31 protein-coding genes are annotated in these 26,001 nt (G+C 61.8%); 19 read left to right on the forward strand and 12 right to left on the reverse strand.

Annotated elements, in window-relative coordinates; translation table 11 throughout:
• Positions 1–87: 87 nt before the first annotated feature.
• The 8 genes from FO014_RS19325 to FO014_RS19360 all read left to right on the forward strand — a co-directional run bounded on the left by FO014_RS19325 (position 88) and on the right by FO014_RS19360 (position 8,622).
• Entirely contained in the window at positions 88–1,692 is a 1,605-nt protein-coding gene (locus tag FO014_RS19325; RefSeq protein ID WP_160030688.1) for a methyl-accepting chemotaxis protein, read from the forward strand.
• A gap of 28 nt (positions 1,693–1,720) precedes the next feature.
• On the forward strand, positions 1,721–2,581 hold the full coding sequence (cheR, locus tag FO014_RS19330) for a protein-glutamate O-methyltransferase CheR (RefSeq protein WP_160030689.1): 861 nt from the start codon (positions 1,721–1,723) through the stop codon (positions 2,579–2,581).
• Positions 2,581–3,630, forward strand: coding sequence for a protein-glutamate methylesterase/protein-glutamine glutaminase (locus FO014_RS19335; RefSeq protein WP_160030690.1), 1,050 nt, complete (start codon positions 2,581–2,583; stop codon positions 3,628–3,630). Before cheR ends, FO014_RS19335 begins: the two co-directional genes overlap by 1 nt.
• 108 nt (positions 3,631–3,738) lie before the next feature.
• The gene (cheY, locus tag FO014_RS19340) at positions 3,739–4,128 is read left to right on the forward strand and encodes a chemotaxis response regulator CheY (protein WP_160030691.1); all 390 of its coding nucleotides are present in this window, start codon (positions 3,739–3,741) and stop codon (positions 4,126–4,128) included.
• 12 nt (positions 4,129–4,140) lie between these two features.
• On the forward strand, positions 4,141–4,785 hold the full coding sequence (gene cheZ / locus FO014_RS19345; protein ID WP_160030692.1) for a protein phosphatase CheZ: 645 nt from the start codon (positions 4,141–4,143) through the stop codon (positions 4,783–4,785).
• 207 nt (positions 4,786–4,992) lie between these two features.
• Complete coding sequence (gene flhB / locus FO014_RS19350) at positions 4,993–6,144, forward strand: flagellar biosynthesis protein FlhB (RefSeq protein WP_160030693.1); 1,152 nt, start codon at positions 4,993–4,995, stop codon at positions 6,142–6,144.
• Positions 6,137–8,218 (forward strand): flagellar biosynthesis protein FlhA, encoded by a 2,082-nt coding sequence (flhA, locus tag FO014_RS19355; RefSeq protein ID WP_160030694.1) that lies wholly within the window; start codon positions 6,137–6,139, stop codon positions 8,216–8,218. The genes flhB and flhA overlap by 8 nt, the downstream gene beginning before the upstream one ends.
• Positions 8,218–8,622: a flagellar protein FlhE gene (locus tag FO014_RS19360; protein WP_160030695.1), complete on the forward strand. Its 405-nt coding sequence runs from the start codon at positions 8,218–8,220 to the stop codon at positions 8,620–8,622. Before flhA ends, FO014_RS19360 begins: the two co-directional genes overlap by 1 nt.
• Positions 8,623–8,626: 4 nt before the next feature.
• Here FO014_RS19360 and FO014_RS19365 read toward each other — a convergent pair whose 3' ends face one another.
• The 5 genes from FO014_RS19365 to flgA form a co-directional block, all read right to left on the reverse strand.
• On the reverse strand, positions 8,627–8,929 hold the full coding sequence (locus FO014_RS19365; RefSeq protein WP_105231592.1) for a helix-turn-helix domain-containing protein: 303 nt from the start codon (positions 8,927–8,929) through the stop codon (positions 8,627–8,629).
• Positions 8,910–9,296, reverse strand: a complete 387-nt coding sequence (locus FO014_RS19370) for a type II toxin-antitoxin system RelE/ParE family toxin (RefSeq protein ID WP_160030696.1) — start codon at positions 9,294–9,296, stop codon at positions 8,910–8,912. The genes FO014_RS19365 and FO014_RS19370 overlap by 20 nt, the downstream gene beginning before the upstream one ends.
• Positions 9,297–9,528: 232 nt before the next feature.
• A complete protein-coding gene (locus FO014_RS19375) occupies positions 9,529–9,963 on the reverse strand; it encodes a flagella synthesis protein FlgN (RefSeq protein WP_160030697.1) in 435 nt (144 codons plus the stop codon).
• Between the two features lie 29 nt (positions 9,964–9,992).
• The gene (flgM, locus tag FO014_RS19380; RefSeq protein ID WP_160030698.1) at positions 9,993–10,304 is read right to left on the reverse strand and encodes a flagellar biosynthesis anti-sigma factor FlgM; all 312 of its coding nucleotides are present in this window, start codon (positions 10,302–10,304) and stop codon (positions 9,993–9,995) included.
• 250 nt (positions 10,305–10,554) lie between these two features.
• Positions 10,555–11,190, reverse strand: a complete 636-nt coding sequence (gene flgA / locus FO014_RS19385) for a flagellar basal body P-ring formation chaperone FlgA (protein ID WP_201282952.1) — start codon at positions 11,188–11,190, stop codon at positions 10,555–10,557.
• A gap of 201 nt (positions 11,191–11,391) precedes the next feature.
• On the opposite strand from flgA, the gene flgB reads away from it, so the two are divergent.
• The 11 genes from flgB to flgL all read left to right on the forward strand — a co-directional run bounded on the left by flgB (position 11,392) and on the right by flgL (position 21,525).
• Entirely contained in the window at positions 11,392–11,802 is a 411-nt protein-coding gene (gene flgB, locus FO014_RS19390; RefSeq protein WP_160030700.1) for a flagellar basal body rod protein FlgB, read from the forward strand.
• 5 nt (positions 11,803–11,807) lie between these two features.
• Positions 11,808–12,212: a flagellar basal body rod protein FlgC gene (gene flgC / locus FO014_RS19395; RefSeq protein ID WP_160030701.1), complete on the forward strand. Its 405-nt coding sequence runs from the start codon at positions 11,808–11,810 to the stop codon at positions 12,210–12,212.
• A gap of 11 nt (positions 12,213–12,223) precedes the next feature.
• Positions 12,224–12,913 carry a flagellar hook assembly protein FlgD gene (gene flgD / locus FO014_RS19400; protein WP_160030702.1) on the forward strand — a complete coding sequence of 230 codons (690 nt, stop codon included), beginning with the start codon at positions 12,224–12,226 and terminating at the stop codon, positions 12,911–12,913.
• Positions 12,914–12,994: 81 nt separating this feature from the next.
• The gene (gene flgE, locus FO014_RS19405; protein ID WP_160030703.1) at positions 12,995–14,233 is read left to right on the forward strand and encodes a flagellar hook protein FlgE; all 1,239 of its coding nucleotides are present in this window, start codon (positions 12,995–12,997) and stop codon (positions 14,231–14,233) included.
• 24 nt (positions 14,234–14,257) lie between these two features.
• The gene (locus FO014_RS19410; RefSeq protein ID WP_160030704.1) at positions 14,258–15,013 is read left to right on the forward strand and encodes a flagellar basal body rod protein FlgF; all 756 of its coding nucleotides are present in this window, start codon (positions 14,258–14,260) and stop codon (positions 15,011–15,013) included.
• A 10-nt stretch (positions 15,014–15,023) separates the two neighbouring features.
• Complete coding sequence (flgG, locus tag FO014_RS19415; protein WP_004961475.1) at positions 15,024–15,806, forward strand: flagellar basal-body rod protein FlgG; 783 nt, start codon at positions 15,024–15,026, stop codon at positions 15,804–15,806.
• Between the two features lie 87 nt (positions 15,807–15,893).
• Entirely contained in the window at positions 15,894–16,598 is a 705-nt protein-coding gene (gene flgH / locus FO014_RS19420) for a flagellar basal body L-ring protein FlgH (protein ID WP_187044722.1), read from the forward strand.
• A 9-nt stretch (positions 16,599–16,607) separates the two neighbouring features.
• Positions 16,608–17,708, forward strand: a complete 1,101-nt coding sequence (locus tag FO014_RS19425; protein WP_160030705.1) for a flagellar basal body P-ring protein FlgI — start codon at positions 16,608–16,610, stop codon at positions 17,706–17,708.
• Positions 17,708–18,655, forward strand: a complete 948-nt coding sequence (gene flgJ, locus FO014_RS19430) for a flagellar assembly peptidoglycan hydrolase FlgJ (protein WP_160030706.1) — start codon at positions 17,708–17,710, stop codon at positions 18,653–18,655. Before FO014_RS19425 ends, flgJ begins: the two co-directional genes overlap by 1 nt.
• Positions 18,656–18,893: 238 nt before the next feature.
• Positions 18,894–20,543, forward strand: coding sequence for a flagellar hook-associated protein FlgK (flgK, locus tag FO014_RS19435; protein WP_160030707.1), 1,650 nt, complete (start codon positions 18,894–18,896; stop codon positions 20,541–20,543).
• Positions 20,544–20,559: 16 nt separating this feature from the next.
• Entirely contained in the window at positions 20,560–21,525 is a 966-nt protein-coding gene (gene flgL, locus FO014_RS19440) for a flagellar hook-associated protein FlgL (protein ID WP_160030708.1), read from the forward strand.
• 181 nt (positions 21,526–21,706) lie between these two features.
• On the opposite strand, the gene fliR is transcribed toward flgL, so the two are convergent.
• Genes fliR through fliL form a run of 7 tightly spaced genes read right to left on the reverse strand, consistent with a single transcriptional unit; the run spans position 21,707 to position 25,904 of the window.
• On the reverse strand, positions 21,707–22,489 hold the full coding sequence (gene fliR, locus FO014_RS19445) for a flagellar biosynthetic protein FliR (RefSeq protein WP_160030709.1): 783 nt from the start codon (positions 22,487–22,489) through the stop codon (positions 21,707–21,709).
• A 2-nt stretch (positions 22,490–22,491) separates the two neighbouring features.
• Complete coding sequence (gene fliQ, locus FO014_RS19450; RefSeq protein WP_160030710.1) at positions 22,492–22,761, reverse strand: flagellar biosynthesis protein FliQ; 270 nt, start codon at positions 22,759–22,761, stop codon at positions 22,492–22,494.
• Between the two features lie 57 nt (positions 22,762–22,818).
• Positions 22,819–23,607 carry a flagellar type III secretion system pore protein FliP gene (fliP, locus tag FO014_RS19455; protein ID WP_246168004.1) on the reverse strand — a complete coding sequence of 263 codons (789 nt, stop codon included), beginning with the start codon at positions 23,605–23,607 and terminating at the stop codon, positions 22,819–22,821.
• On the reverse strand, positions 23,604–23,999 hold the full coding sequence (gene fliO, locus FO014_RS19460; protein ID WP_160030711.1) for a flagellar biosynthetic protein FliO: 396 nt from the start codon (positions 23,997–23,999) through the stop codon (positions 23,604–23,606). Before fliO ends, fliP begins: the two co-directional genes overlap by 4 nt.
• Entirely contained in the window at positions 23,996–24,412 is a 417-nt protein-coding gene (gene fliN, locus FO014_RS19465) for a flagellar motor switch protein FliN (RefSeq protein WP_160030712.1), read from the reverse strand. The genes fliO and fliN overlap by 4 nt, the downstream gene beginning before the upstream one ends.
• Positions 24,405–25,409: a flagellar motor switch protein FliM gene (gene fliM, locus FO014_RS19470; RefSeq protein WP_160030713.1), complete on the reverse strand. Its 1,005-nt coding sequence runs from the start codon at positions 25,407–25,409 to the stop codon at positions 24,405–24,407. Before fliM ends, fliN begins: the two co-directional genes overlap by 8 nt.
• Positions 25,410–25,415: 6 nt before the next feature.
• A complete protein-coding gene (gene fliL, locus FO014_RS19475; RefSeq protein ID WP_160030714.1) occupies positions 25,416–25,904 on the reverse strand; it encodes a flagellar basal body-associated protein FliL in 489 nt (162 codons plus the stop codon).
• Positions 25,905–26,001: the final 97 nt, after the last annotated feature.

A 26,001-nucleotide genomic window follows, 5' to 3' on the forward strand; every position in this document is an offset into this window, starting at 1 on the left:
GAGCCATTGACCGCCGCGTGCTGCAGCGTGGCGGCAGCGGGGAGAGCGCTTCTGTTCCGCCGTCGGCCGGATGCAAGGAGATTCATCGTGTTTAACCGAATCCGTATTTCCATCAGCCTGTATCTGCTGATGTTCTGTTTTTGTCTGATGCAGCTGATCAGCACCGGCTTGTCGTTTAGCGCCTTCCGCGCCGACAGCCGCAGCTTTGAGGCGATCACGCAGGGGAGCCAGCAGCGCGACGTACTGACGATGAGCCGGATTGCGCTGCTGCAGGCGCGCAATAGCCTGAACCGCGCCGGCACCCGCACGGCGTTGCAGATACCACCGGAGCAGGTGACCCCTGTGATGGACGACGCCCGCCGTTCGCTGCAGAGCGCCGAGCGGGATTTCAGGCGGTTTCAGACGCTTGCGCCTGACGGCGAGCGGGAGCGCAACCTGGCGCTCCGCTACCAGCGGCTGCACGCAGCGCTGCTGGAGCTGAGCGGTTTTCTGGCAAGCGGTAACCTGCAGGCGTTTATGGATCAGCCCACGCAGCAAATACAGGCGCAGTTTGAACGGGAATTCACGCACTACCTGCAGCAGCTGAGCGGCGAGACAGCGCAGGCGCAGCAGGCCAATCAGCGGGCCTACGCCCTGGGCGGCTGGATGCTGACGGGGGCTGTGCTGATGCTGTTCGTCGTCGCCGGCTGCGCGATCTGGTGGCAGCAAACCGTACTGCTGGGGCCGCTGAATACCATGCGGCGCCATTTTGAACGCATTGCCGCCGGCGATCTGGCGACGCCGGTCGAGGTGAAAGGCAACAATGAGATCAGCGCGCTATTCGCCGGACTGCGGCAGATGCAGCAGTCATTGACCAACACTGTCGGCGCGGTACAGAACGGAACGGAAGCCATGCTGATCGGGTTGCAGGAGATTGCGGAGGGCAATAACGATCTCTCCTCCCGTACCGAGCAGCAGGCCGCCTCGCTGGAAGAAACCGCCTCCAGCATGGAGCAGTTCACCTCAACGGTGAAGCAGAATGCCGACAACGCGCGGCAGGCCACGCAGCTGGCGCGCGACGCCTCGGCCATCGCCGCCAAAGGCGGCGAGCTGGCCGGCGATGTGGTCAACACCATGCACGCCATCGCCAGAAGTTCGCAGAAGATCGGCGCCATTACCGGCGTGATCGATGGTATTGCCTTTCAGACCAATATTCTGGCGCTTAACGCGGCGGTGGAGGCGGCACGTGCCGGCGAACAGGGGCGCGGTTTCGCCGTGGTGGCCGGCGAGGTGCGCAGTCTGGCGCAGCGCAGCGCGCAGGCGGCACAGGAAATTAAAGGCCTGATTGATGAGTCTGTCGAGCGGGTGCAACAGGGGTCGACGCTGGTGGAACACTCCGGCGACACCATGCAGGACATTGTACGGTCGGTGACGCGGGTCACCAATATCATGGGGGAAATCGCCTCCGCATCCGATGAGCAAAGCCGAGGAATTGAACAGGTGACGCAGGCGGTAACGCAAATGGATCAGGTTACGCAGCAAAACGCGGCGCTGGTGGAAGAGGCCGCCTCTGCCGCCCGCGGACTGGAGGAGCAGGCGATTGCCCTGGCGGATGCGGTGTCGGTATTTCGCCTGGCGGACGAGCATGTCAGCGCGTCGCCCTCAGATCGTTTACACAGGCAAAAGGAGACGCCAGATTGTCAAACCCTATAACACAGGCTTATTTCCCGGGTAAAACGCGATGAAGCCGTTACCCCACGGCGCAGCGACGCCTCTGGTACAGATGGCGCAGCGCCTGCCGCTGTCCGACGTGCATTTTCGCCGTATCAGCCAGCTGATTTATCAGCGTGCCGGCATCGTGCTGGCGGAGCATAAACGAGAAATGGTGTACAACCGCCTGGTGCGCCGTCTGCGCCTGCTGGGCATTAATGATTTCGGCAGTTATCTGGCGCAGTTGGAGGGTGACGTCAACAGTGCCGAATGGCAGGCGTTTATCAATGCGTTGACCACCAACCTGACGGCGTTTTTCCGTGAGGCGCACCACTTCCCGATCCTGGCTGAACATGCCCGTTCGCGCCCGGACGGCTACAGCGTCTGGAGCACCGCCGCCTCGACCGGCGAAGAGCCGTATTCCATCGCCATCACCCTGAGCGAAACGTTGGGGCGGCGGGGCGGCGGTTTCCAGGTCTGGGCCAGTGATATTGATACGCAGGTGCTGGAGAAGGCGCAGGCGGGCATCTACCGGCACGAAGATCTGCGCACGCTGACGACGGGACAGCTGCAGCGCTACTTTTTACGCGGCACCGGGCCGCATCAGGGGCTGGTGCGTATCCGGCCGGAGCTGGCAGCGCAGGTGCATTTCCAGCCGTTGAACCTGCTGGCGCCGCAGTGGGATCTGCCGGGGCAGTTTGACGCCATCTTTTGCCGCAACGTGATGATCTATTTCGATAAGGCGACGCAGGAAAAGATTCTGCGTCGGTTTGTTCCCCTACTGAAGCCAGGCGGGCTGATGTTTGCCGGTCATTCCGAAAACTTCAGCCAGATTAGCCAGGATTTCTACTTGCGCGGGCAGACCGTGTATGGCCTGACCAAGGAGAGGTAATGAGTAAAATCAGAGTGTTAAGTGTAGACGATTCTGCCCTGATGCGGCAGCTGATGTGTGAAATCGTCAACAACCACGCGGATATGGAGATGGTGGCGACCGCGCCGGATCCGCTGGTGGCGCGCGATCTCATTAAAAAATTCAATCCGCAGGTGCTGACGCTGGACGTTGAAATGCCGCGTATGGACGGGCTGGAGTTTCTTGAAAAGCTGATGCGCCTGCGGCCGATGCCGGTGGTGATGGTGTCGTCGCTGACCGGTAAAGGTTCGGAGATTACGCTGCGGGCGCTGGAGCTGGGGGCGATTGACTTCGTCACCAAGCCGCAGTTGGGCATCCGCGAAGGCATGCTGGCGTACAGCGAGCTGATTGCCGAAAAGATCCGTACCGCCGCCCGAGCGCGCTTGCCGTCGCGTACGCGCGCCGCCGCGCCGCCGATCCTCAGTCATACGCCGCTGCTCAGCAGCGAAAAGCTGATCGCTATCGGCGCCTCCACCGGCGGCACCGAAGCGATTCGTCAGGTGCTGCAGCCGTTGCCGGCCACCAGTCCGGCGCTGCTGATCACGCAGCATATGCCGCCGGGGTTCACCCGCTCCTTTGCCGAGCGCCTGAACAAACTGTGTCAAATCACGGTGAAAGAGGCGGAGGACGGCGAGCGTGTGCTGCCGGGGCATGCCTACATCGCGCCGGGGGATCGCCACCTGGAACTGGCGCGCAGCGGCGCCAACTATCAGGTGAAACTGCATGACGGGCCGCCGGTCAACCGGCATCGGCCGGCGGTGGACGTGCTGTTCCGTTCGGTGGCGCAGTTCGCCGGCCGCAATGCGGTCGGAGTGATCCTGACCGGCATGGGGAACGACGGTGCCGCCGGCATGCTGGAGATGCACCGCGCCGGCGCCTATACCCTGGCGCAGGATGAGGCCAGTTGCGTGGTGTTCGGCATGCCGCGCGAGGCCATCGCCGGCGGTGGCGTCAGCGAGGTGGTGGAACTGGAGCGGATGAGCCAGCGCATGCTGGCGCAAATTGCCGGGGGGCAGGCGCTGCGCATCTGATGCCTGCCGCACCGGGACGAACGGATTTAGCCGGCGTTGTCGGAAGTATGGCGACGCGGCTGTTGCTGCAATTGGCTCAATCATGGGCATTAAACCTTAGGACTAACTATGGCAGATAAAAATCTCAGATTCCTCGTGGTGGACGACTTCTCAACCATGCGTCGCATCGTCAGGAACTTACTGAAAGAGCTGGGCTTCAATAATGTGGAAGAGGCAGAGGACGGCGCCGACGCGCTGGCTAAACTGCAGCCCGGCGGCTTTGACTTTGTGGTCTCCGACTGGAATATGCCGAATATGGACGGTCTGGAGCTGCTGCAGGCGATTCGCGCCGACGGGCAACTGGCGAAACTGCCGGTGCTGATGGTGACCGCCGAAGCCAAGAAAGAGAACATCATCGCGGCGGCGCAGGCCGGCGCCAGCGGCTATGTGGTGAAGCCGTTCACGGCGGCGACGCTGGAAGAGAAGCTCAATAAGATCTTTGAAAAACTGGGCATGTAAGGAGAAAGCGCCATGACAAATATTCCGATGCCTGCCAGCGATGCGGCAAGCGCGGGGGAAATTATCGCCCGTATCGGCCAGCTGACGCGGATGCTGCGCGACAGCATGCGCGAGCTGGGGCTTGACCAGGCTATCGCCCAGGCGGCGGAGGCGATACCGGATGCGCGCGACCGGCTGGACTATGTCGTGACCATGACGGCGCAGGCAGCGGAACGCGCCCTGAACTGCGTTGAAGCGGCGCAACCGCGTCAGGCAGCGCTGGAAACGGGGGCAACGGCGCTGCAGGCGCGTTGGGATACGTGGTTCGCCAACCCTATCGAACTGGCGGATGCGCGCGTGCTGGTCAGCGATACCCGCCAATACCTGGCGCAGGTGCCGGAGCACACCGCCTTTACCAACGCGCAACTGTTGGAAATCATGATGGCGCAGGATTTCCAGGATCTGACCGGGCAGGTGATCAAACGCATGATGAGCGTGGTACAGGAGATTGAAAAACAGCTGCTGATGGTGCTGATGGAGAATATTCCGGAGCAGCCGGTCAAAGAGAAGCGTCCCAATGACAGTTTGCTCAACGGCCCGCAGCTCGATCAAAACGGCGTCGGCGTGATCGCCAATCAGGAGCAGGTGGATGACCTGCTCGACAGCCTCGGTTTCTGAGGGATACCGGGCGCGGGCAGCCGCGTCCGGTGATATTTTCTGTGTAATCGACGCTCTGCAGCTGCAAAACTGGCTGTAATCTCCGCACCCGGCCGCTCCCCATCCCCGAAATAACTCATCTTTTCCCGCGCTGTTCCATCAATAAATTCCGCATTTTTTTGTCATGCTGACCGCAATGTTATCCCTACCCGGCACGGTGCACAGGCAGTGGCTGAAGAGAGCGATCTGGAAAAAAGCGAGGCTCCCACGCCCCATCGGTTGGAGAAAGCGCGGAAAGAGGGGCAGATCCCGCGCTCGCGCGAACTGACCTCGGTGCTGATGTTGATCGCGGGGCTGGCGTGTCTGTGGCTGGGGGGCAGCAATATGGCCCGGGAGCTGTCGCAGATGCTGGCCGGCGGCCTGCATTTCGATCACGCCATGGTGAATAACGATAAACAGATGCTGCGCCAGCTGGGCACGTTGCTGCGTCAGGCGGTGTGGGCGCTGTTGCCGGTGCTGGCGGGGCTGGTGCTGGTGGCGCTGACCGCGCCGATGCTGCTGGGAGGGCTGCTGTTCAGCGCCAAATCACTCAAGTTCGATCTCAAACGGCTGAACCCGCTGTCCGGCCTGAAACGCATCTTTTCCAGCCAGGTGCTGGCGGAACTGCTGAAGGGCGTGCTCAAGGCGCTGCTGGTGGGCTGGGTGACCGGTCTGTATCTGTGGCACAACTGGGCGGCGATGCTGCATCTGGTGACGCAGCAGCCGCTGGATGCGATGGCCAACGCGCTGCAGATGGTGGCGTTCTGCGGGCTGCTGGTGGTGCTTGGCCTGGTGCCGATGGTGGCGTTCGACGTGTTTTATCAGCTGTGGAGTCACTTCAAAAAGCTGAAGATGACCAAGCAGGATATTCGAGACGAGTTTAAGGAGCAGGAGGGCGACCCGCACGTGAAGGGGCGGATTCGCCAGCAGCAGCGCGCCGCCGCCCGCCGCCGCATGATGGCGGACGTGCCGAAGGCGGACGTGATCGTCACCAACCCGACGCACTACGCGGTGGCGCTGCAGTACAACGATAAAAAGATGAGCGCGCCGAAGGTGCTGGCTAAAGGCGCCGGCGAGATTGCGCTGCGCATCCGCGAGCTGGCGGGAGAACACCGTATCCCGCTGCTGGAGGCGCCGCCGCTGGCGCGCGCGCTGTACCGTCACAGCGAGATTGGCCAACATATTCCCACTACTCTGTACGCCGCGGTCGCCGAAGTGCTGGCCTGGGTATACCAGCTGCGCCGCTGGCAGCAGGAAGGCGGGCTGATCCCGAAAAAACCTGAACATTTACCGGTGCCGGACGCACTGGATTTTGCTGGAGAAAGTAACGTTGATGGCTAATTTGGCCTCCCTGCTTCGTTTGCCGGGGAATTTTAAAGATACGCAGTGGCAGGTGCTCGCCGGCCCGGTGTTGATTCTGTTGATTCTGTCGATGATGGTGCTGCCGCTGCCGTCGTTTATCCTCGATCTGCTGTTCACCTTCAATATCGCACTGTCGATTATGGTGCTGTTGGTGGCGATGTTTACCCAGCGCACGCTGGAGTTCGCCGCATTTCCCACCATTTTGCTGTTCTCGACCCTGCTGCGCCTGTCGCTGAACGTGGCCTCGACCCGCATCATTCTGATGGAAGGGCATACCGGCTCCGCCGCGGCGGGGCGGGTGGTAGAGGCTTTCGGTCATTTTCTGGTCGGCGGCAACTTCGCCATCGGCATCGTGGTGTTTATCATCCTGGTGTTGATCAACTTTATGGTGATCACCAAGGGGGCCGGGCGGATTGCCGAAGTGGGCGCGCGTTTTGTGCTTGACGGTATGCCGGGCAAGCAGATGGCGATCGACGCCGACCTGAACGCCGGCCTGATTGGTGAAGAAGAGGCGAAAAAACGCCGCGCCGAGGTAACGCAGGAGGCAGATTTCTACGGCTCGATGGACGGCGCCAGTAAATTTGTGCGCGGCGATGCGATTGCCGGCCTGATGATTATGGTGCTGAACGTGGTCGGCGGCCTGTTGGTCGGCGTGGTGCAGCACGGCATGCCGCTGGGCGCGGCGGCGGAGAGCTACACACTGCTGACCATCGGCGACGGGCTGGTGGCGCAGATCCCGGCGCTGGTGATCTCTACCGCCGCAGGCGTGATCGTCACCCGCGTGGCGACCGATCAGGACGTTGGCGAGCAGATGGTCGGCCAGCTGTTCAACAACCCGCGCGTGATGCTGCTCAGCGCCGGGGTGCTGGGGCTGTTGGGGCTGGTGCCGGGCATGCCGAATCTGGTGTTCCTGCTGTTTACCGCCGGGCTGCTGGGGCTGGCCTGGTGGCTGCGCGGCCGTGAGCAGCAGGCGCCGCGTCAGGCGGAAGCACCAGCCGCGCCGCAGGATAACCCGCAGGCGCTGGAGGCCAGCTGGTCGGACGTTCAGTTGGAAGATCCGCTGGGCATGGAAGTGGGCTATCGGCTGATCCCGATGGTGGACTTCCAGCAGGATGGTGAGCTGCTGGGGCGTATCCGCAGCATCCGCAAAAAATTCGCCCAGGAGATGGGCTACCTGCCGCCGGTGGTGCATATCCGCGACAATCTTGAGCTGCCGCCGGCCCGCTACCGTATTCTGATGAAGGGTGTGGAAATCGGCAGCGGTGAAGCGCATCCGGGGCGTTGGCTGGCGATTAATCCCGGCAATGCGGCGGGAGAGTTGCCCGGCGAGAAAACCATCGATCCGGCCTTTGGTCTGGAGGCGGTGTGGATCGACAGCGCGCTGCGTGAGCAGGCGCAGATTCAGGGCTTCACGGTGGTGGAGGCCAGCACCGTGGTGGCGACCCATCTGAATCATCTGATCGGCCAGTTCGCCAGTGAGCTGTTTGGCCGTCAGGAAACGCAGCAACTGCTGGACCGCGTGACGCAGGATATGCCGAAGCTGACCGAAGACTTTGTACCCGGCGTGGTCTCGCTGACCACGTTGCACAAGGTGCTGCAAAATCTGCTGGCGGAACGCATTTCGATTCGTGATATGCGCACCATTATTGAAACGCTGGTGGAACATGCGCCGACGCAGAGCGACCCGTATGAACTGACCGCTGCGGTGCGTGTAGCGCTGGGGCGGGCGATCACCCAGCAGTGGTTCCCGGGCAACGGTGAAATTCAGGTGATTGGTCTGGATACCCAGCTGGAGCACCTGCTGTTGCAGGCGCTGCAGAATGGCGGCGGGCTGGAGCCGGGGCTGGCCGAACGCCTGTTGGAACAGGCGCAGCAGGCGCTGCAGCGTCAGGAGATGCACAGCGCGCCGCCGGTGTTGCTGGTCAATCACGCGCTGCGGCCGCTGCTGTCGCGCTTCCTGCGCCGCAGCTTGCCGCAGCTGGTGGTGCTGTCGAATCTGGAAATCAATGATGAGCGCCAAATCCGCATGACCGCCACCATCGGCGGCGTCTGATGAGGCGTCTGTGGCTACTGCTGTGGCTGTTTGTCGTTCCTGCGGTGCAGGCGGCTTCCGGCTCCTGGGCGGCCGATGCGCTGGGGGCGACGTTGAGCCATGGCGGCGTCAGCGAGCAATCGCCCGCGCTGCGGCCGCCGAATGTTTTAACGAGCGATAAGGCGCGCATCGTCAGCGTCAGCTGGCGTTATCTGCTGACATCACCGCCGCCGGCCGGTCTGCAGGTGCAGCTGTGCATGGCGGGGCGTTGCGTACCGCTTGCGGGCGCCAGCGGTACTACGCTGGCGCTGCAGGGGGCGCCGGCGGCCAGCGAGCTGCGCTTCAGCTATGTTGTGCAGACGCGCGGCGCGCTGTTTCCTCCGCTGCGGGTGCTTAGCAACCAGGTGATTGTCAATTATCAGTAATGTCTCAGGCGAGGATCGCCAGTCCGCTGCGTTCAACCAGCGACAGCAGCTTCATCGCCGCGGAGTTGGGTTTTGCCTCGCCGCGCTCCCACTTTTGCACCGCTTTTTTACTGACGTTGAGGTGCAGGGCGAACACCGGCTGGCTGACGTTTTCACGTTCACGCAGGGCGCGGATGTCGGCGGGCGAGTAGTGTTTAACCGGGTGTAAACAGAGCATATCGAAGGTGCGCATTGTCACATCGTCGACGAAGCCCGTTTGGTGCAGTCCCTGCACTTCCTGGTGGATCTCAGACAGAATTTTGCTCATCACACAGCCTCTTTAATTCCTTGTTGTTAACCAACTGATAAAGCCTATAAGGCGAGAAATCCAGATACAGGGCCGCCAGGCATTTTAATGCAGCCAGTTCGTCGCGGCTCAGGTTCTCCCGCTCGCTTTTGGCGAACCCGCGCATAAAAAACAGCCGGTTCTCCTCACGGAAGGCGATCAACAGGCGGTAGTCGCCGCGTTTTCCCCCACCGTGTCTCGCGACCCGTTTTTTGTACACGCAGCCGCCGAGGCTGGCCTCGTAGTTTTCATGCCGTATTTCTCTGGCGGCTTTGATCACGGTGGCGTCGCTGATGCCTTCACGCGCGGCAAAAGCCTGAAACGTTTTGGTCAGGTAGATATCCGTCATTCACGCTCCCTGTGAAATCTATACCCTTAGTGGGTATATTTCAAACGGTTTAACAACGCGCTCATCATGCCGTGTCAAACGTGGGAGGCACAGAGGAATAGAGGGATTATGCGGGACGTGATGAATTTAAAAATGACGATATAGCGGCATTTATCAAAGGAATGCGCATGGCTGCGCAAAATGGTAAACGTCGTCCGGCGCCATGGGGCAGCCGGACGACGCGAAGAGGGATTTAAACGCCGATTTTACGCCCCAGCAGGCTGCCGGCGCGCGACTGTCCGTCCGGTCCGTACAGCGTTTTATTCTGTTTGTTCAGCACCGCCAGTGCCTGAGCGTTGTGGTCGATATGGCGGCTGAGCAGCAGGCCGTTATGCTGGTTTTTCTCACGCAGCTGCTGACTCAACTGCTGCACCTGCCGCCAGCGTGCCGTCAGCGCGTCGTGGCCGGCATAGGGCGCTTTCAGGCCGCCGCTATTTTCCAACTGCTGTCGCTGCTGCTCCAGATGATTGACCGTCGCCAGCAGCTGGCTTTTGTCATCGGTGACGCGCTGCAGCGTCGGCCCTGGCAAGCGACTGGCGCACAACAGGGCGTGTTCTTCCGCCAGCGTACTCTCCAGCTCGCTGAGCGTTGCCAGCAGCTTGTCCAGCTGCAGGGTCAGGCTTTCCATGGTGTTGATTTACCTTTTCTCTCGGGTGTTCAGCGCGGGCCGGCGTTCCACTGGCTGTCGTTTTGCATTTCCTGCAGCAGCGCGTCGGCAATTTTGCCGGCGTCCATGGTGAGATCGCCGCTGCGAATCGCCTGTTTAATCGCCTCGACCCGGGTCATGTCGATATCCTGGCTGCCGGGCTGCATCAGCTGCGCCTGCGCATCGCTGAGCCTGACCTGCGTACCGCTCAGGCCGTTTTCCGCCTGGGCGTTCTTACGCGCTTTCAGCGGCGTTTCCGCTGCGGTGTCACGGGGCTGCACGGCAGAAATGGCCTGCAGCCGTTGGGTGCGATCGATACTCATGTTCAATCTCCATCTACGTTGCCGCATGTGCGACGACGGAAGTCGTTATTGCTCTGGCCGCTCAGCGGAGGGGCGGCCGATGCCGTTGATAGTGTAACTATCGGCAGGCCGGCGCAAACCTTTATACCCGGCATACTTCAATGTGACCGGGGTGTTGGCGGCGTTCAGTCATCCGAATCACTTCTGAGCATGCTCATCGGGATGCTTTCCCTTGCCGCAACGCGAACGACTTGGGGTCTGGCCGCTTTCTTTATAACGCAATGCGGATGTCGCCGTCCTCATCGACCGTGCCGCTGACGATCCGTCCGGAAGCCATACGCACCCGCACGCTGTCATCGACAGCGGCGTTGTTCATCGCCTTACCGTTGCCGCTGATAGTAAAACTTTCGCCCTGTATCCGCACCTGCACCGGTTGGCCGGCTTTCACCTGCCAGGGGCGGCGCAGCATCGGGATAGTCAAAGGCTGGCCGCGGCCGATATGGCGCAGGCTGACGGCGCCGAGGGCGCGGCGCGCCTCGCGGAGTGCGCGCGGCGGCAGCGTATCCAGCCGTCCGCGCACGACTTTTACGTCTGCCGCCGTCAGCGCCTGGCCGGCGCGAATGGCGCGCGCAGCCACCAGATAGCGGCCGCTCGCCGCCACCCGCGTCTGAATAAAACGGCGCTCGTCGCCGCAACGGGCAGAGAGAGTAACGCTGCCCCAGAGGCGGGCGCTCTGCGTCAGCGCCAGCAGCGGCGTGGCGCAGGCGGGCCATTGCGCCTTCGGCGTGCGCACCTCGACGTTGACCTTCACCGGGCTGTCGGCAAACTGCGCCTGGATAAAACGTTCGACCTGGTCGCTGAAATCGTCGGCGCAGACCGGTAAAGCCGACAGCAGCGCCAGCAGCATAAGTAGTAATCGCAATCCCGACCTCCCGGACGTTATCCGCACCAACGCCGCCGTGGCGACCTGTCTGATAGGCGATAGTGTACCCGGACTCCGCGCCGGTTAAGCGGGCAAATAGCGACGCATTTGACGTTTATTCTCGCGATAGGTTGGCCATAGCGGCGTTTATGCTGTCGGCTCCAAATTCTAACCTCGTGAGGGAGCATGCTTGACAAACTGGACGCCAACCTGCGTTTCGGGCAAGAGGCGCTGAACCTGCGCGCGCAGCGCCAGGAGATCCTGGCGGGCAATATCGCCAACGCCGACACGCCGGGTTATCAGGCCCGGGATATCGATTTCGCCGGCCAGCTGAACAAGGTGATGGCGCAGGGCCGCCCCAGCGGCAGCGGCGTGGCGCTCAGCCTGACCTCGGCGCGCCATATTCCGGCGCAGAACCTGCAGCCGCCGCAGCTGGAGCTGTTGTACCGGGTGCCGGACCAGCCGGCGAGCGACGGCAACACGGTGGATATGGATCGCGAACGCACCAATTTTGCCGATAACAGCCTGAAGTACCAAACCGATCTGACGCTGCTCACCGGTCAGATCAAAGGCATGCTGTCGGTGATTCAAGGATAAGACGTATGTCACTACTGAACATTTTTGATATTTCCGGCTCGGCGCTGAGCGCGCAGTCGCAGCGGCTGAACGTCAGCGCCAGCAACATGGCCAACGCCGACAGCGTCACCGGGCCGGACGGTCAGCCGTACCGCGCCAAACAGGTGGTGTTCGAGCTGGCCGCCTCCGCCGGCCAGCCTACCGGCGGCGTACGCGTCGCGCAGGTGGTGGAGGATCCGGCACCGGCGCGCAGGGTGTATCAGCCAGGCAACCCGCTGGCGGACGCTCGCGGCTACGTCAAGATGCCGAACGTTGACGTGGTCGGTGAAATGGTCAACACCATCTCGGCCTCGCGCAGCTATCAGGCCAACGTCGAGGTGCTGAACACCACCAAGTCGATGATGATGAAAACTCTCACGCTGGGCCAATAACCGGAGCTTTTATGGGCATTGCCGCAACCACCAATGAACCGCTGGACAACACCGTCGCCGGCGCCAACGCCAGAAGCGGCGCGACCGGCAACAGTAGTCAGGATCTGCAAAACAGTTTTCTGACCCTGCTGGTGGCGCAGTTGAAAAACCAGGACCCGACCAACCCGATGCAGAATAACGAACTGACGACCCAGTTGGCGCAGATCAACACCGTCAGCGGCATCGAAAAACTCAACACCACGCTGGGGTCGATTTCCGGCCAGATCAACAGTAATCAGTCTCTGCAGGCCAGCGCGCTGATCGGCCACGGCGTGATGGTGCCGGGCAAAGACATCCTGGTGGGCAGTAAAGAGGGCCAGGTCAGCACCACGCCGTTCGGCGTCGAGCTGGAACGCGCCGCCAGCAGCGTTACCGCCACCATCAGCGATGCCACCGGTAAGGTGGTGCGCACCATCGAGATCGGCGGCCTGGGCGCCGGGGTGCACGCCTTTACCTGGGACGGCAAGCTGGAAGACGGCAGCAACGCGCCGGACGGCGCCTATACCGTTGCCATCAACGCCAAGGGCAACGGCGAGCAATTGGTGGCAAACCCGCTGCGTTTCGCCATGGTGAACGGCGTCACCCGCGGCGCGGACGGCGCCAAACTGGATCTCGGTCTGGCGGGCAGCGCCACGCTGGAAGATGTGCGCCAGATCTTATAACAGGCAGCGCCGGCAGAATCTGCCGCGCCTTATTCAGCGCAGGCTGTTTTAACTTACCTATTTGTTTTTTGGAGACTACACATGGCTTTTTCTCAGGCAGTCAGCGGCCTTAATGCGGCGGCGACCAACCTCGACGTTATCGGCAACAATATCGCCAACTCCGCCACCGCCGGGTTTAAATCCGGCAGCGTATCCTTTGCCGATATGTTCGCCGGCTCGCAGGTCGGGCTGGGGGTAAAAGTGGCGGGCATTACGCAAAACTTTAACGGCGGTACGCCGACCAGCACCAACCGCGCGCTGGATATCGCCATTACCGAAAGCGGTTTCTTCCGTATGCAGGACAGCGACGGCGGTATTTTCTATACCCGCAACGGCCAGTTCAAGCTGGATGAGAACCGCAACCTGGTGAATATGCAGGGCCTGAAACTGACCGGCTACCCGGCAGCCGGTACGCCGCCAACCATTCAGCAGGGGGCGGATCCACAGCCGCTGAGCATCCCGGAAGGGATGATGAACGCCAGAGCATCCACCTCCGGCGCGATGGTGACCAACCTGAAGTCCACCCACAAGGTGCCGGAAAATGCGACCTTCGATCCAAGCAAAACGGACTCCTATAACTACGTCAACGTTATTACCACCTACGACTCGCTGGGCAATGCGCACAACATTAACGCCTATTTCGTCAAAACCGCCGACAATAAATGGGATGTCTACACCCAGGACGGCAGCGTTGACGGCGCTCCGGCCGACAAGGCCGGCAGCCTGAACTTCAACACCAGCGGCACCCTGACTGAAACCCTGGACGCCGACGGCAACCCGAGCGCCACGGCGTTCAGCCTGACGATCCCGATGTCGGCCAAAGACGGCGCGCCGGCGCAGGACTTCACCCTCAGCTTTGCCGGCAGCATGCAGCAGAACGTCGGCAGCGACTCGGTGAGTAAAGTGTCGCAGGACGGCTACAGCGCCGGCGAATACACCAACTTCCAGATTGAGCAGGACGGCACCGTGGTTGGCCTGTACTCCAACCAGCAAAAACAGGTGCTGGGGCAGATCGTGTTGGCTAACTTCTCCAACCCGGAAGGGCTGGCGTCACAGGGCGATAACGTGTGGCAGGAAACCGGCGCCTCCGGTCAGGCGCGCGTCGGCGTGGCGGGCGGCGGCGGCTTCGGCAAGCTGACCAGCGGCGCACTGGAGTCCTCCAATGTCGATCTGAGCCAGGAACTGGTCAATATGATCGTCGCACAGCGCAACTATCAGTCGAACGCGCAGACCATCAAGACGCAGGACTCCATCCTGCAGACGTTGGTCAGCCTGCGCTGACGGCGGGGTTAAAGGAACCAAGCTATGGATCACGCGATTTATACCGCGATGGGGGCAGCGCGTCAGACGCTGGACCAGCAGGCGATCACCGCCAACAACCTGGCCAACGTTTCGACGCCGGGCTTTCGCGCCCAGCTGGCGGCGCTGCGCGCGGTGCCGGTCAACGGGCCAAGTCTGCCGACGCGTACGCTGGTCGCCGCGTCGACGCCGGGCGCCGATATGAGCCAAGGGGCGCTGAACTATACCGCGCGTCCGTTGGACGTCGCGCTGCAGCAGGATGGCTTTTTGGCGGTGCAGCTGGTCGACGGCGGCGAAGCCTACACCCGCAACGGCAATATCCAGATTTCCGCCGAAGGGCAACTGACGGTGCAGGGCCGGCCGCTGTTGGGCGACGGCGGGCCGATCGAGGTGCCGCCGCAGTCTGAGATCACCATCGCCGCCGACGGCACCATCTCGGCGCTCAATCCGGGCGACCCGCCGAATACCATCGCGCAGATCGGCCGGCTGAAGCTGGTCAAGGCGGAGGCTGCTGAGGTGGCGCGCGGCGATGACGGGCTGTTCCATCTGACGCCGGCAAGCCGGCAGCAGCGCGGCAACCAGCTGGCGAACGACCCGCAGGTGCGGGTGATGCCCGGCGTGCTGGAAGGCAGCAACGTCAACCCGACGGAAACCATGGTCGATATGATCGCCAACGCCCGCCGCTTCGAAATGCAGATGAAGGTCATTCACAGCGTGGATGAGAATGCACAACGCGCCAACTCGCTGCTGTCAGTGAGCTAAGGAAAACAACATGATCCCATCATTATGGATTGCCAAAACCGGTCTGGACGCGCAGCAGACCAATATGGACGTGATCGCCAACAACCTGGCGAACGTCAGCACCAACGGCTTCAAGCGCCAGCGCGCGGTGTTTGAAGACCTGCTGTACCAGACCATGCGCCAGCCGGGGGCGCAGTCCTCCGAGCAGACCACGCTACCGTCGGGCCTGCAGATAGGCACCGGCGTGCGGCCGGTGGCCACCGAGCGCCTGCACAGTCAGGGCAATCTGTCACAGACCAACAACAGTAAAGACGTGGCGATCAAGGGACAGGGCTATTTTCAGGTAATGCTGCCGGACGGCAGTCAGGCCTATACCCGCGACGGTTCGTTCCAGATCGACCAGAACGGCCAGTTGGTGACCGCCAGCGGTTTCCAGGTACAGCCGGCAATCACCATTCCTGCCAACGCGCTGAGCATTACCGTGGGGCGCGACGGCATCGTCAGCGTTACCCAGCAGGGGCAGACGGCGGCGCAGCAGGTCGGCCAGCTGACGCTGACCACCTTTATCAACGACAGCGGTCTGGAGAGCGTCGGTGAAAACCTGTACCAGGAAACCGAAAGCTCCGGCGCGCCGAATGAGAGCACGCCGGGGCTGAACGGCGCCGGGCTGCTGTATCAGGGCTATGTGGAAACCTCCAACGTCAACGTGGCGGAAGAGTTGGTAAACATGATCCAGGTACAGCGCGCGTATGAAATCAACAGTAAGGCGGTGTCCACCTCCGATCAGATGCTGCAGAAACTGACGCAGCTGTAACCGATGCGGACGCATCAGGGCGCAGCCTGCTGCGCCCGCTTAACTCTCTCGTAAACAAAGGCGATATTTGTTGTGCTAACCACTCTTTTGACGGCGCGCCGGCCATCGCAGGGCAAACGCGCGCTGGCCGCCACGGCGCTGTTGGCGCTCAGCGGCTGCGCCTACATACCGCACAAACCGCTGGTCGACGGGGCCACCAGCGCGCAGCCGGCGCCGGCCACCGCGCCGGTGCCGAACGGCTCGATTTTTCAGACGGTACAGCCGATGAACTACGGTTACCAACCGCTGTTTGAGGACCGGCGGCCGCGCAATATCGGCGATACCCTGACCATCGTGCTGCAGGAAAACGTCAGCGCCAGCAAGAGCTCGTCAGCCAACGCCAGCCGCAACGGCGCCAGCAAATTCGGCGTCGCCACCGCACCGCGCTACCTCAGCGGGCTGTTCGGCAACGCGCGCGCCGATATGGAAATGTCCGGCGACAGCAGCTTCGGCGGCAAAGGGGGGGCGAACGCCAACAACACTTTTAACGGCACCATTACCGTAACCGTCAACCAGCTGCTGACCAACGGCAACCTGCACGTGGTGGGGGAAAAGCAGATCGCCATCAATCAGGGCACCGAATTTATTCGTTTCTCCGGCGTGGTGAACCCGCGCACCATCAGCGGCAATAACTCCGTGACCTCGACCCAGGTGGCGGACGCCCGCATTGAGTACGTCGGTAACGGTTATATCAACGAAGCGCAGACCATGGGCTGGCTGCAGCGCTTCTTCCTCAATCTCTCCCCGTACTAAGGAATCGCGATGCTGAAGAAATTACTGATTGCCGCGCTGCTGGCGAGCCTCAGCCTGCCGGCCGCGGCTGAGCGGATCCGCGATCTGGTGACGGTGCAGGGCGTGCGCGACAACGCGCTGATCGGCTACGGACTGGTGGTGGGGCTGGACGGCTCCGGCGACCAGACCATGCAGACGCCGTTCACCACCCAAAGCCTGAGCAATATGCTGTCGCAGCTGGGCATCACCGTACCGCCGGGCACCAATATGCAGCTGAAAAACGTGGCGGCGGTGATGGTGACGGCCCGGCTGCCGCCCTTTTCCCGCGTCGGGCAAAATATCGACGTGGTGGTCTCCTCGATGGGCAACGCCAAAAGCCTGCGCGGCGGCACGCTGCTGATGACGCCGTTGAAGGGGGTAGATAATCAGGTGTACGCGCTGGCGCAGGGCAACGTGCTGGTCGGCGGCGCCGGCGCGGCGGCCGGCGGCAGCAGCGTACAGGTCAACCAGCTGGCGGGCGGCCGCATCAGCAACGGCGCCACCATCGAACGCGAGCTGCCGACCACCTTCGGTCAGGGCGGCGAAATCAATCTGCAGCTGAACAATGAAGACTTTACGCTGGCGCAGCAGATCAGCGACGCGATTAACCGCCAGCGCGGCTACGGCACCGCGACACCGCTGGACGCGCGCACCATCAAGGTGCTGGTGCCGCAGGGCAACAGCTCTCAGGTGCGTTTTCTGGCGGATATTCAGAATATCAATGTGCGTGTCGGCGCGATCGACGCCAAGGTGATCATCAATTCGCGCACCGGCTCGGTGGTAATGAACCGTGATGTAGTGCTGGATTCCTGCGCGGTGGCGCAAGGCAACCTGTCGGTGGTGGTGGATCGGCAAAACAGCGTCAGCCAGCCGGATACGCCGTTCGGCGGCGGTCAGACGGTGGTGACGCCGAATACCCAGATCTCGCTGCAGCAGCAGGGCGGTTCGCTGCAGAAGGTCAACGCCAGCGCCAATCTGAATAACGTAGTCCGCGCGCTGAATGCGCTGGGTGCGACGCCGATCGATCTGATGTCGATTTTGCAGGCGATGCAGAGCGCCGGCTGCCTGCGCGCCAAACTGGAAATTATCTGATGAGCAGAGACGTCACCAGTATGGCCGGCGCGGCCTACGACGCCCAGGCGCTGAACGGGCTGAAAAGCGCCGCCGCCGCTGACCCGCAGGGCAACCTGAAGCAGGTGGCCCGCCAGGTGGAGGGCATGTTCGTGCAGATGATGCTGAAAAGCATGCGCGCGGCGCTGCCGAAAGACGGCATGCTGAGCAGCGACCAGACCCGGCTGTACACCTCGCTGTACGATCAGCAGATCGCCCAGCAGCTGTCGCAGAAGGGGCTGGGATTGGCGGATATGATGGTGCGCCAGCTCGGCAGCGCCGGCAGGCCACCGAGCGAAACGGCCGGCACGGTGCCGATGGCGTTGGACGGCGACAGGCTGCAGGCTCTGCCGCGTCAGGCGCTGGAGCAACTGGTGCGGCGTGCGCTGCCGCCAATGCCGTCGGTGCCGGGGAATCCTGCGCCGCTGAACAACGGCAACTTTGTCGCCCGGCTGTCAACGCCGGCGCGCCTTGCCAGCCAGCAGAGCGGTATTCCCCATCAGCTGATCGTGGCGCAGGCGGCGCTGGAATCCGGCTGGGGACGGCGTGAAATCCCGGCCGCCGACGGTTCGCCGAGCCATAACCTGTTTGGCATCAAGGCGGGCAGCGGCTGGCGCGGGCCGGTGACGGAAATTACCACTACCGAGTTTGAGCAGGGGGCGGCGAAGAAGATCAAGGCGCGTTTCCGCGTGTACGGCTCCTACGTGGAGGCGATTGCCGATTACATCAAACTGCTGACCGGCAACCCGCGCTACGCCGGCGTCGCCGCCGCCCGCACGCCGGAACAGGCGGCGCATGCGCTGCAGCAGGCGGGTTATGCCACCGATCCGCACTATGCCCGCAAACTGGTCAGCGTGATTGCGCAGATGAGAAGCGCCGGCGAGCAGGTGGCGAAGGCCTACAGCCACGACTTGCAGGATCTGTTCTGAGCACCCTGCCCGGCGACGCGCCAGATTAAATGTCACGTATTACTGTAAAATACCATTAAAACAGGTTTTAAATGGCACTTAACAAACCCTGTCACGTATTGTGCCGTGCGTCGTGACGTCGTGAGTTTTCCCTCAAGTTTTTCGCCGCCCGGCCGATAACCCAGACAGGCTGGGCGGCGTCGTTCAGCAACCTGATGAAACCCTGTGGGCCTCCGGCGCCGCAGCACAAGGAATCTCTATGTCCAATAGCTTAATCAATACCGCGATGAGCGGCCTGAATGCGGCGCAGGTGGCGCTGAGCACCGTCAGTAATAATATTTCCAACTACAACGTGGCCGGCTACAACCGTCAGACCGCCATTCTGGCGCAGAACGGCGGTATGGGCACCATGGCCGGCTTTATCGGCAACGGCGTCACGGTCACCAGCGTGAACCGTGAATATAACCAGTTCATCACCAATCAGCTGCGTGGCGCACAGAGCCAGGCCGGCGCCCACAACGCCTATTATGAAAAAATTTCGCAGATAGATAACCTACTGGCGGACAAAACCAACAACGTGTCGACCAATATGCAGGATTTTTTCACCAGCCTGCAGAACGTGGTCAATAACGCCGGTGATGACGCGTCGCGCAACACCGTGCTGGGCAAGGCCAACGGCCTGGTGAACCAGATCGGTAATGCCGATAAATATCTGCGCGATCTGGATGCCGGCGTCAATCAGCAACTGAGCGAAAGCGCGGTACAAATTAATAACTACAGCCAGCAGATTGCCCGGCTGAATGATGAAATCACCCGCCTGCGCGGCAGCAGCGGCAGCGAACCCAACGCTCTGCTCGATCAGCGCGACCAACTGGTGACCGAGCTGAACCAAATCGTCAATGTGCAGGTGACGCAGCAGGACGGCGACACTTACACCGTCTCTTTCGCCAACGGCTTGACGCTGGTGCAGGGCAGTAATACCTATCAGGTGGAGGCCGTGCCATCCAGCGAGGATCCGGCGCGGCTGACGCTGGGCTATAACCGCGGCAACGGCGCCAGCGAGATCCCGACCGGGCAGATTACCGGCGGCAGCGTCAGCGGCGTGCTGAAGTTCCGCAGTGAGGCGCTGGACGGGGCACGCAACCAGCTGGGGCAGATGGTGCTGGCGCTGGCCGACAGCTTTAACCAGCAGCACCGCGCCGGTTTTGATATTCATGGCGAACCGGGCGGCGATTTCTTCAGCTTCAGCGGCGGCCGGGTGGTGGAAAACAGTCGCAACAGCGGCGACGCCGAACTGAGCGTGAGCTATACCGACACCGGCAAAGTGCAGGCCAGCGATTACCGCGTCGAGTTTGACGGCAGTAACTGGCAGGTGACGCGCCTGTCGGACAACGTCAAAGTGAACGCCACCCCCGGCACCGACGCCGACGGTAAACCGACGCTGGAATTTGAAGGACTGCGGGTCGGCATCGACGGCACGGCCAACAAGAACGACAGCTTCACCGTCAAGCCCGTCAGCGATGTGGCCGGCAACCTGAAGGTGGTGATTAGCGACGCCGGCAAGCTGGCCGCCGCCGGCAGCGAGGACGGCGGTAGCGGCGATAACGACAACGTGAAAAAGCTGAGCGACCTGCAGACGCAAAAGCTGGTGGACGGCAAGGCCACGCTGAGCGGTGCCTATGCCAGCCTGGTCAGCAACGTCGGCAACCAGACCGCCACGGCAAAAACCAACAGCGTTGCGCAGGGCAATATCGTCAAGCAGCTGACGGAACAACAGCAGTCGGTATCCGGCGTCAACCTGGACGAGGAGTACGGCGAACTGCTGCGTTTCCAGCAGTATTACATGGCGAACGCGCAGGTGATTCAGACCGCCAGCTCGATGTTCGACGCTCTTCTTTCCATCCGTTGATTAAGGAATCCAGACTATGCGCATGAGCACCAGCATGATGTACCAGCAAAACATGCAGAGCCTGACCGACCGACAGTCGCTGTGGATGAAGTCCGCCCAGCATCTGTCCAGCGGCACCCGGGTGTTGACGCCCTCTGACGATCCGCTGGCGGCCTCGCAGGCGGTGATGCTGACGCAGTCCCAGTCGGAAAACAGCCAGTATGCGCTGGCGCGTCAGTTCGCCCTGCAAAGTATCACCATGGCGGAGAAAGTGACCGCCAGCGCCGCCGGCAGCATCAAGGATATGAAAGGCCTGCTGGTTAACGCCGGCGACGGCGTGCTGAGCGATAATGACCGCGCCTCGCTGGCGACCCAGCTGCAGGGGTTGAAAGATCAGCTGCTGGGGCAGGCGAACAACTCGGACGGCAATGGCCGCTATATGTTCGGCGGTTTTAAGGACGACCAGCCGCCGTTTGTCCAGCAGGACGACGGCAAGGTGGTGTATCAGGGCAGCAGCCGGGCGATTGAGCAGAAGGTTGACGCCAACCGCACCATGACCGTCGGCTATACCGGTGATGCGATCTTTATGTCGCTGACCAGCAACCCGAAGCCGGAGCCGGACGGCAGCGCGCCGGTGAGCAACGTGTTTGACAGTATCGATCTGGCGCTCAAGGCGCTCAATACTCCGCTGCAGGACGCCGACGACGCGACGCGCCAACAGGTGCAGGCGGATTTGGACAAGGCGCAGCGCGGTCTGGATAATGTTTACAACAACGTGCTGACGGTCAATTCCAAGCTGGGTACGCAGATGCAGGAAATTGAGACGTTGGACAATATCGGCAAAGTCCGTGATACGAACAACCAGGTTCAGATGAGCGCGCTGGTGGATGTGGATGTTGTCGAGGCCATCTCGTCTTATTTCCAGCAGCAGGCCGCGCTGCAGGCTTCATATAAAACGTTCGGTGATATGCAGGGCATGTCGCTGTTTCAGATGAATCGTTAGCGCTGACCATTGTGTGCCGCCGGTTGGCGGCGCACGCCGATTTGGCTGCGCGAAGGGGAACGGCCCGTGCTGACGCGGGCGACCATTCCCTTAAATACCGGGCGCAGTCGTTTGGCCCGTTGCTCTTTTTCCCACTAAGGTTTGGAGCAACGGGCTTTTTTTATGGGTGAACGCCGGCGGACTAGCTGCGCATGCCGCTGAGCACATCCGCCAGCCGGTTAAACACCTCGCCGAACAGATGCTCACAAAACGGCGCCAGCATCGGCATCATCATGCCGAGCGTCAGGATGCCGATGGTCATGGTGACGGGGAAGCCGATCACGAATACCGACAGCTGAGGCGTGACGCGGTTGAGCAGCCCCAGCGACAGGTTCAGCGTCAGCAGCAGGCAGATCAGCGGCAGCGCCAGCATCACGCCGTTGATAAAGATCAGCGAGCCGGCCTGAGTCAGCGCCAGGAACCCGTTGCCGCTGAGCGGCTGCGTGCCGATCGGCAGGGTGTGGAAACTGTCCGCCAGCAGCGAGATCAGCCACAGATGACCGTCGAAGGATAAAAACAGCAGCATCGCCAGCAGATTGAGCAAGCGCGCCAGCACCGGCATATTCGGCCCGCCGGAGGGATCGAAGAAGGTGGCAAACGACAGGCCCATCTGCATGCCGATAACTTCGCCGGCGGTGCGCACCGCGGCAAAGGCGAACTGCATGGTCAGGCCGAGCGCCACGCCGATCAGGATTTGCTGCAGCGCCAGCCACAGGCCGGCGGCGGAAAAAATCGGTATCTCGCTGGCCGGCAGCGTCGGCGCAATCAGCATGACGATCAGCCCGCCCAGCCCCAGCTTCACTTTTTTGCTGATTTGCTTTTCACTCAGCAGCGGCGCGGTGGCGATCAGCGCCAGAATACGCAGCAGCGGCCAGAAATAGTGGCTGAGCCAGAGGGTGAACTGCGAGCTGTCGAGGTTGAGCATGGTTAACCGATAATGTTGGGCAGATTGCTGAACAGCATGCGCATATAGTCCAGCAGCAGGTTGAGCATCCACGGGCCGGCGATAATGATGGTGGCGACCACCGCCAGGATTTTCGGGATAAAAGACAGCGTCATTTCGTTGATCTGGGTTGCCGCCTGCAGCAGGCTGACCACCAGGCCGCTGATCAGCGCCGCCAGCAGCAGCGGGGCGGCCAGCGCCAGCGCCACGTTCATCGCCTCAACGCCCAGCGCCATTACCGATTCAGGAGTCATTGCGTGTTTCTCCGCATAGTGCGGCGCTCAGCGGCTGAGCGCCGGAAGGGGAAGGGGTCAGGAATAAAAACTCTGCGCCAGCGAACCCAGCAGCAGCTGCCAGCCGTCGACCAGCACAAACAGCATCAGTTTGAACGGCAGCGAGATGGTGGCCGGCGGCACCATCATCATTCCCAGCGCCATCAACACGCTGGCCACCACCAGATCGATAATCAGAAAGGGAATAAACACCGTAAAGCCGATCTGGAAGGCGGTTTTTAACTCGCTGGTGACGTAGGCCGGCAGCAGGATGCGCATCGGCACCGCTTCCGGGCCGGCCAGCGGCGGCTGATGGGCCAGCCGGGCGTACAGCGCCAGATCGGTTTCCCGCGTCTGGCGCAGCATAAATTCGCGCAGCGGCTGCGCGCCTTTTTCCATGGCGACGTCGAGCGCGATTTTGTCCTGGCTGAACGGCAGGTAGGCATCCTGATACACCTTGTCGAATATCGGCGACATAATAAAAAAGGTCAGAAACAGCGCCAGGCCCAGCATCACCTGGTTCGGCGGCGCGGAGGGGGTGCCCAGCGCGTTGCGCAGCAGGCCCAGCACGATAATGATGCGGGTAAAGCTGGTCATCATCAGCAGTATCGCCGGCAGGAAGGTCAGCGAGGTCAGCAGCACCAGCGTCTGCACCGGCAGCGACCAGCTCTGGCCGCCGCCGGCGAGCGGCTGGCTGATAAGGCCCGGCAGCTGCGCCAGCGCCGCCGGGCTGACCAGCAGCAGGGCGGTGAGCGCGGGCGCGCAGCAGCGGCTCAGACGGGGGAGGCGCGTCGGCGACGCGCAGGAAAGGCGTTGGGGTGCATTCATGCCGATTTTTCCGGACGTTGCAGGACGTTGCGTATCAATTGGCGAAAATCCGCCGGCGGCGTGGCGCTGGCGGCATCAGGCGCGGCCGGCGGTGCGCTCAGGGTATGCAGCGGGGTGATGTGCTGCGCGGTGACGCCCAGCACCAGCCAGGTGTTGTCCACTTCCACCACCACCACGCGTTCGCGCTGGCCGACCTGGCAGCTGGCGCGCAGATTCAGCAGCGCGCCGCGGCGTTTTTGCGGCGTAAAACCCAGGCGGCGAAACAGCCAGCCGGCCAGCACGATCAGCAGCAGCACGCCGCCGAGCGCGCTGCTGACCTGGGTAAGCACCGAACCGGTCGGCAAGACCGGTTCGGCAGGCTGGCCGGTGTGCGTCTGCACGGTCGCGCTCATCGGCTCAGGCGCCGCATGCGTTCGGACGGGGTGATGATATCGGTGATGCGTACGCCGAATTTATCGGCCACCACCACCACTTCGCCCTGGGCGATCAGATAACCGTTGATCAGAATATCCAGCGGTTCGCCGGCCAGCCCGTCCAGCGCCACCACGGAGCCTTGCGACAGGCGCAGCAGCTCTTTGATGGTCATTTTGGTGCGGCCAAGCTCCACCGTCAGTTTGACCGGAATATCCAGAATCAGATCGATATCCTGCAGGCCGCCGATGGCATCCTGCGCCTCCAGCGTTTTGAACACGCCTTCGGTGGTGGCGCCTGGCTTTTCCGCGGCCTGTTGTTCGTTAAACGCGTCAGCCCACAGGGAGTCGGCGGATTCCTTTTCTTCGCCAGACGGTTGTTTCGGGTCACTCATTGGGCCGTTCCTCACTCAGAGCATGCAAAATAGGGTTAATCAAATGTTCAACGCGCAGGGCATATTGCCCGTTCAGGGTGCCGTATTGGCTGGTCAGTACCGGTACGCCGTCGACATGAGCGATCAGGCGTTCCGGTTTGTCGATCGGCAAGACATCGCCGGGCTGCAGCTTCAGCACCTTCGACAGCCGCATCGGGATGTCGACAAAGTTGGCGATCAGCTCCAGTTCGGAATGCTGTACCTGCTTTGCCAAGGTTTCGCGCCAGCGGTTATCCTCCTGGCGCGAATTCTCCAGCGGCGGATTGGTCAGCAGTTCGCGCAGCGGCTCAATCATCGAGAAGGGGATGCAGATGTTGAATTCGCCGGTCAGCGCGCCGATCTCCACCTGGAACGGCGTGGTGACCACGATATCGTTCGGCGAGGTGGTGATATTGGTGAATTTCACCTGCATCTCGGCGCGCACATACTCCACGTCCACCTTATAAATCGCGCTCCATGCGTCGCCATAGGCATCCAGCGCCAGCCGCAGCATGCGGCGGATCACCCGCTGTTCGGTCGGGGTAAACTCGCGGCCTTCCACTTTGGTCGGGAAACGGCCGTCGCCGCCGAACAGGTTATCGACGGCGATAAACACCAGACTGGGCGCGAACACGAACAGCGCGGTGCCGCGCAGCGGATTCAGATGCACCAGGTTCAGATTGGTCGGCACCGGCAGGTTGCGGGCGAACTCATGATACGGCTGGATTTTGATCGGGCCGACGGTAATGTCCGGGCTGCGGCGCAGCAGGTTAAACAGCCCCATGCGGAACTGACGGGCAAAACGTTCGTTAATGATTTCCAGCGCCTGCAGACGTTCACGCACCACCCGGCGTTGGGTATTGGGATCGTAAGGCTTGACCTCGCTCTCGTTGCCGACTATCGCCGCAGGTTCGTCGCCTGAGCTGTCGCCGTTGAGTAGCGCGTCGATCTCCGCCTGAGAAAGAATACTGTCGCCCATAGTGGATTACCGCAGGATAAAGGCGGTGAACAGCACATCGCTGACCACCAGCTTGGGTTGGCCGTTAACCAGCGGCGGGCTGAGCACTTCTTTGATCTGCGCCACCAACTGCTGTTTCCCCTGTTCGTTAGCCAGCTGCGCGGCGTCCTGACGGGACAGCAACATCAGCAGACGGCTGCGCACCTCCGGCAGAAAGTCGTTCATTTGGCGGCGCGTCGCCTCATCCGGCAGGCGCAGCGTCAGGCCGATGTACAGCACGCGATCGGGGTTGTTGTCCGGCGTCATCAGATTGACGGTAAAGGTATCGAGCGGCATAAAGACCGGCGCCGCCGGCGGCTGTGGTTTGGCCGCTGCGGCATTGCCGCCGTGGTCTTTTTGTTGCAGCAGCCACCAGCTGTAGCCCGCCGCGCCGCAGGCGGCGACGGTGATCAGCAGCAACAGGATGACCAATAGCGGGCGCTTTTTCGGCGCCGTTGGCAGGGTGTTTTGTGACATTACTTAATCAAATTCCTGTTATTGGCACGCGCAGAGCTTGCGTCCGTGCGTCCCCCTGACGGCAGGGGGAGATAAAGATGGCGTTATTATCCCGTCA

It is taken from the genome of Serratia rhizosphaerae, from assembly GCF_009817885.1.
Classification (GTDB): domain Bacteria; phylum Pseudomonadota; class Gammaproteobacteria; order Enterobacterales; family Enterobacteriaceae; genus Serratia_B; species Serratia_B rhizosphaerae.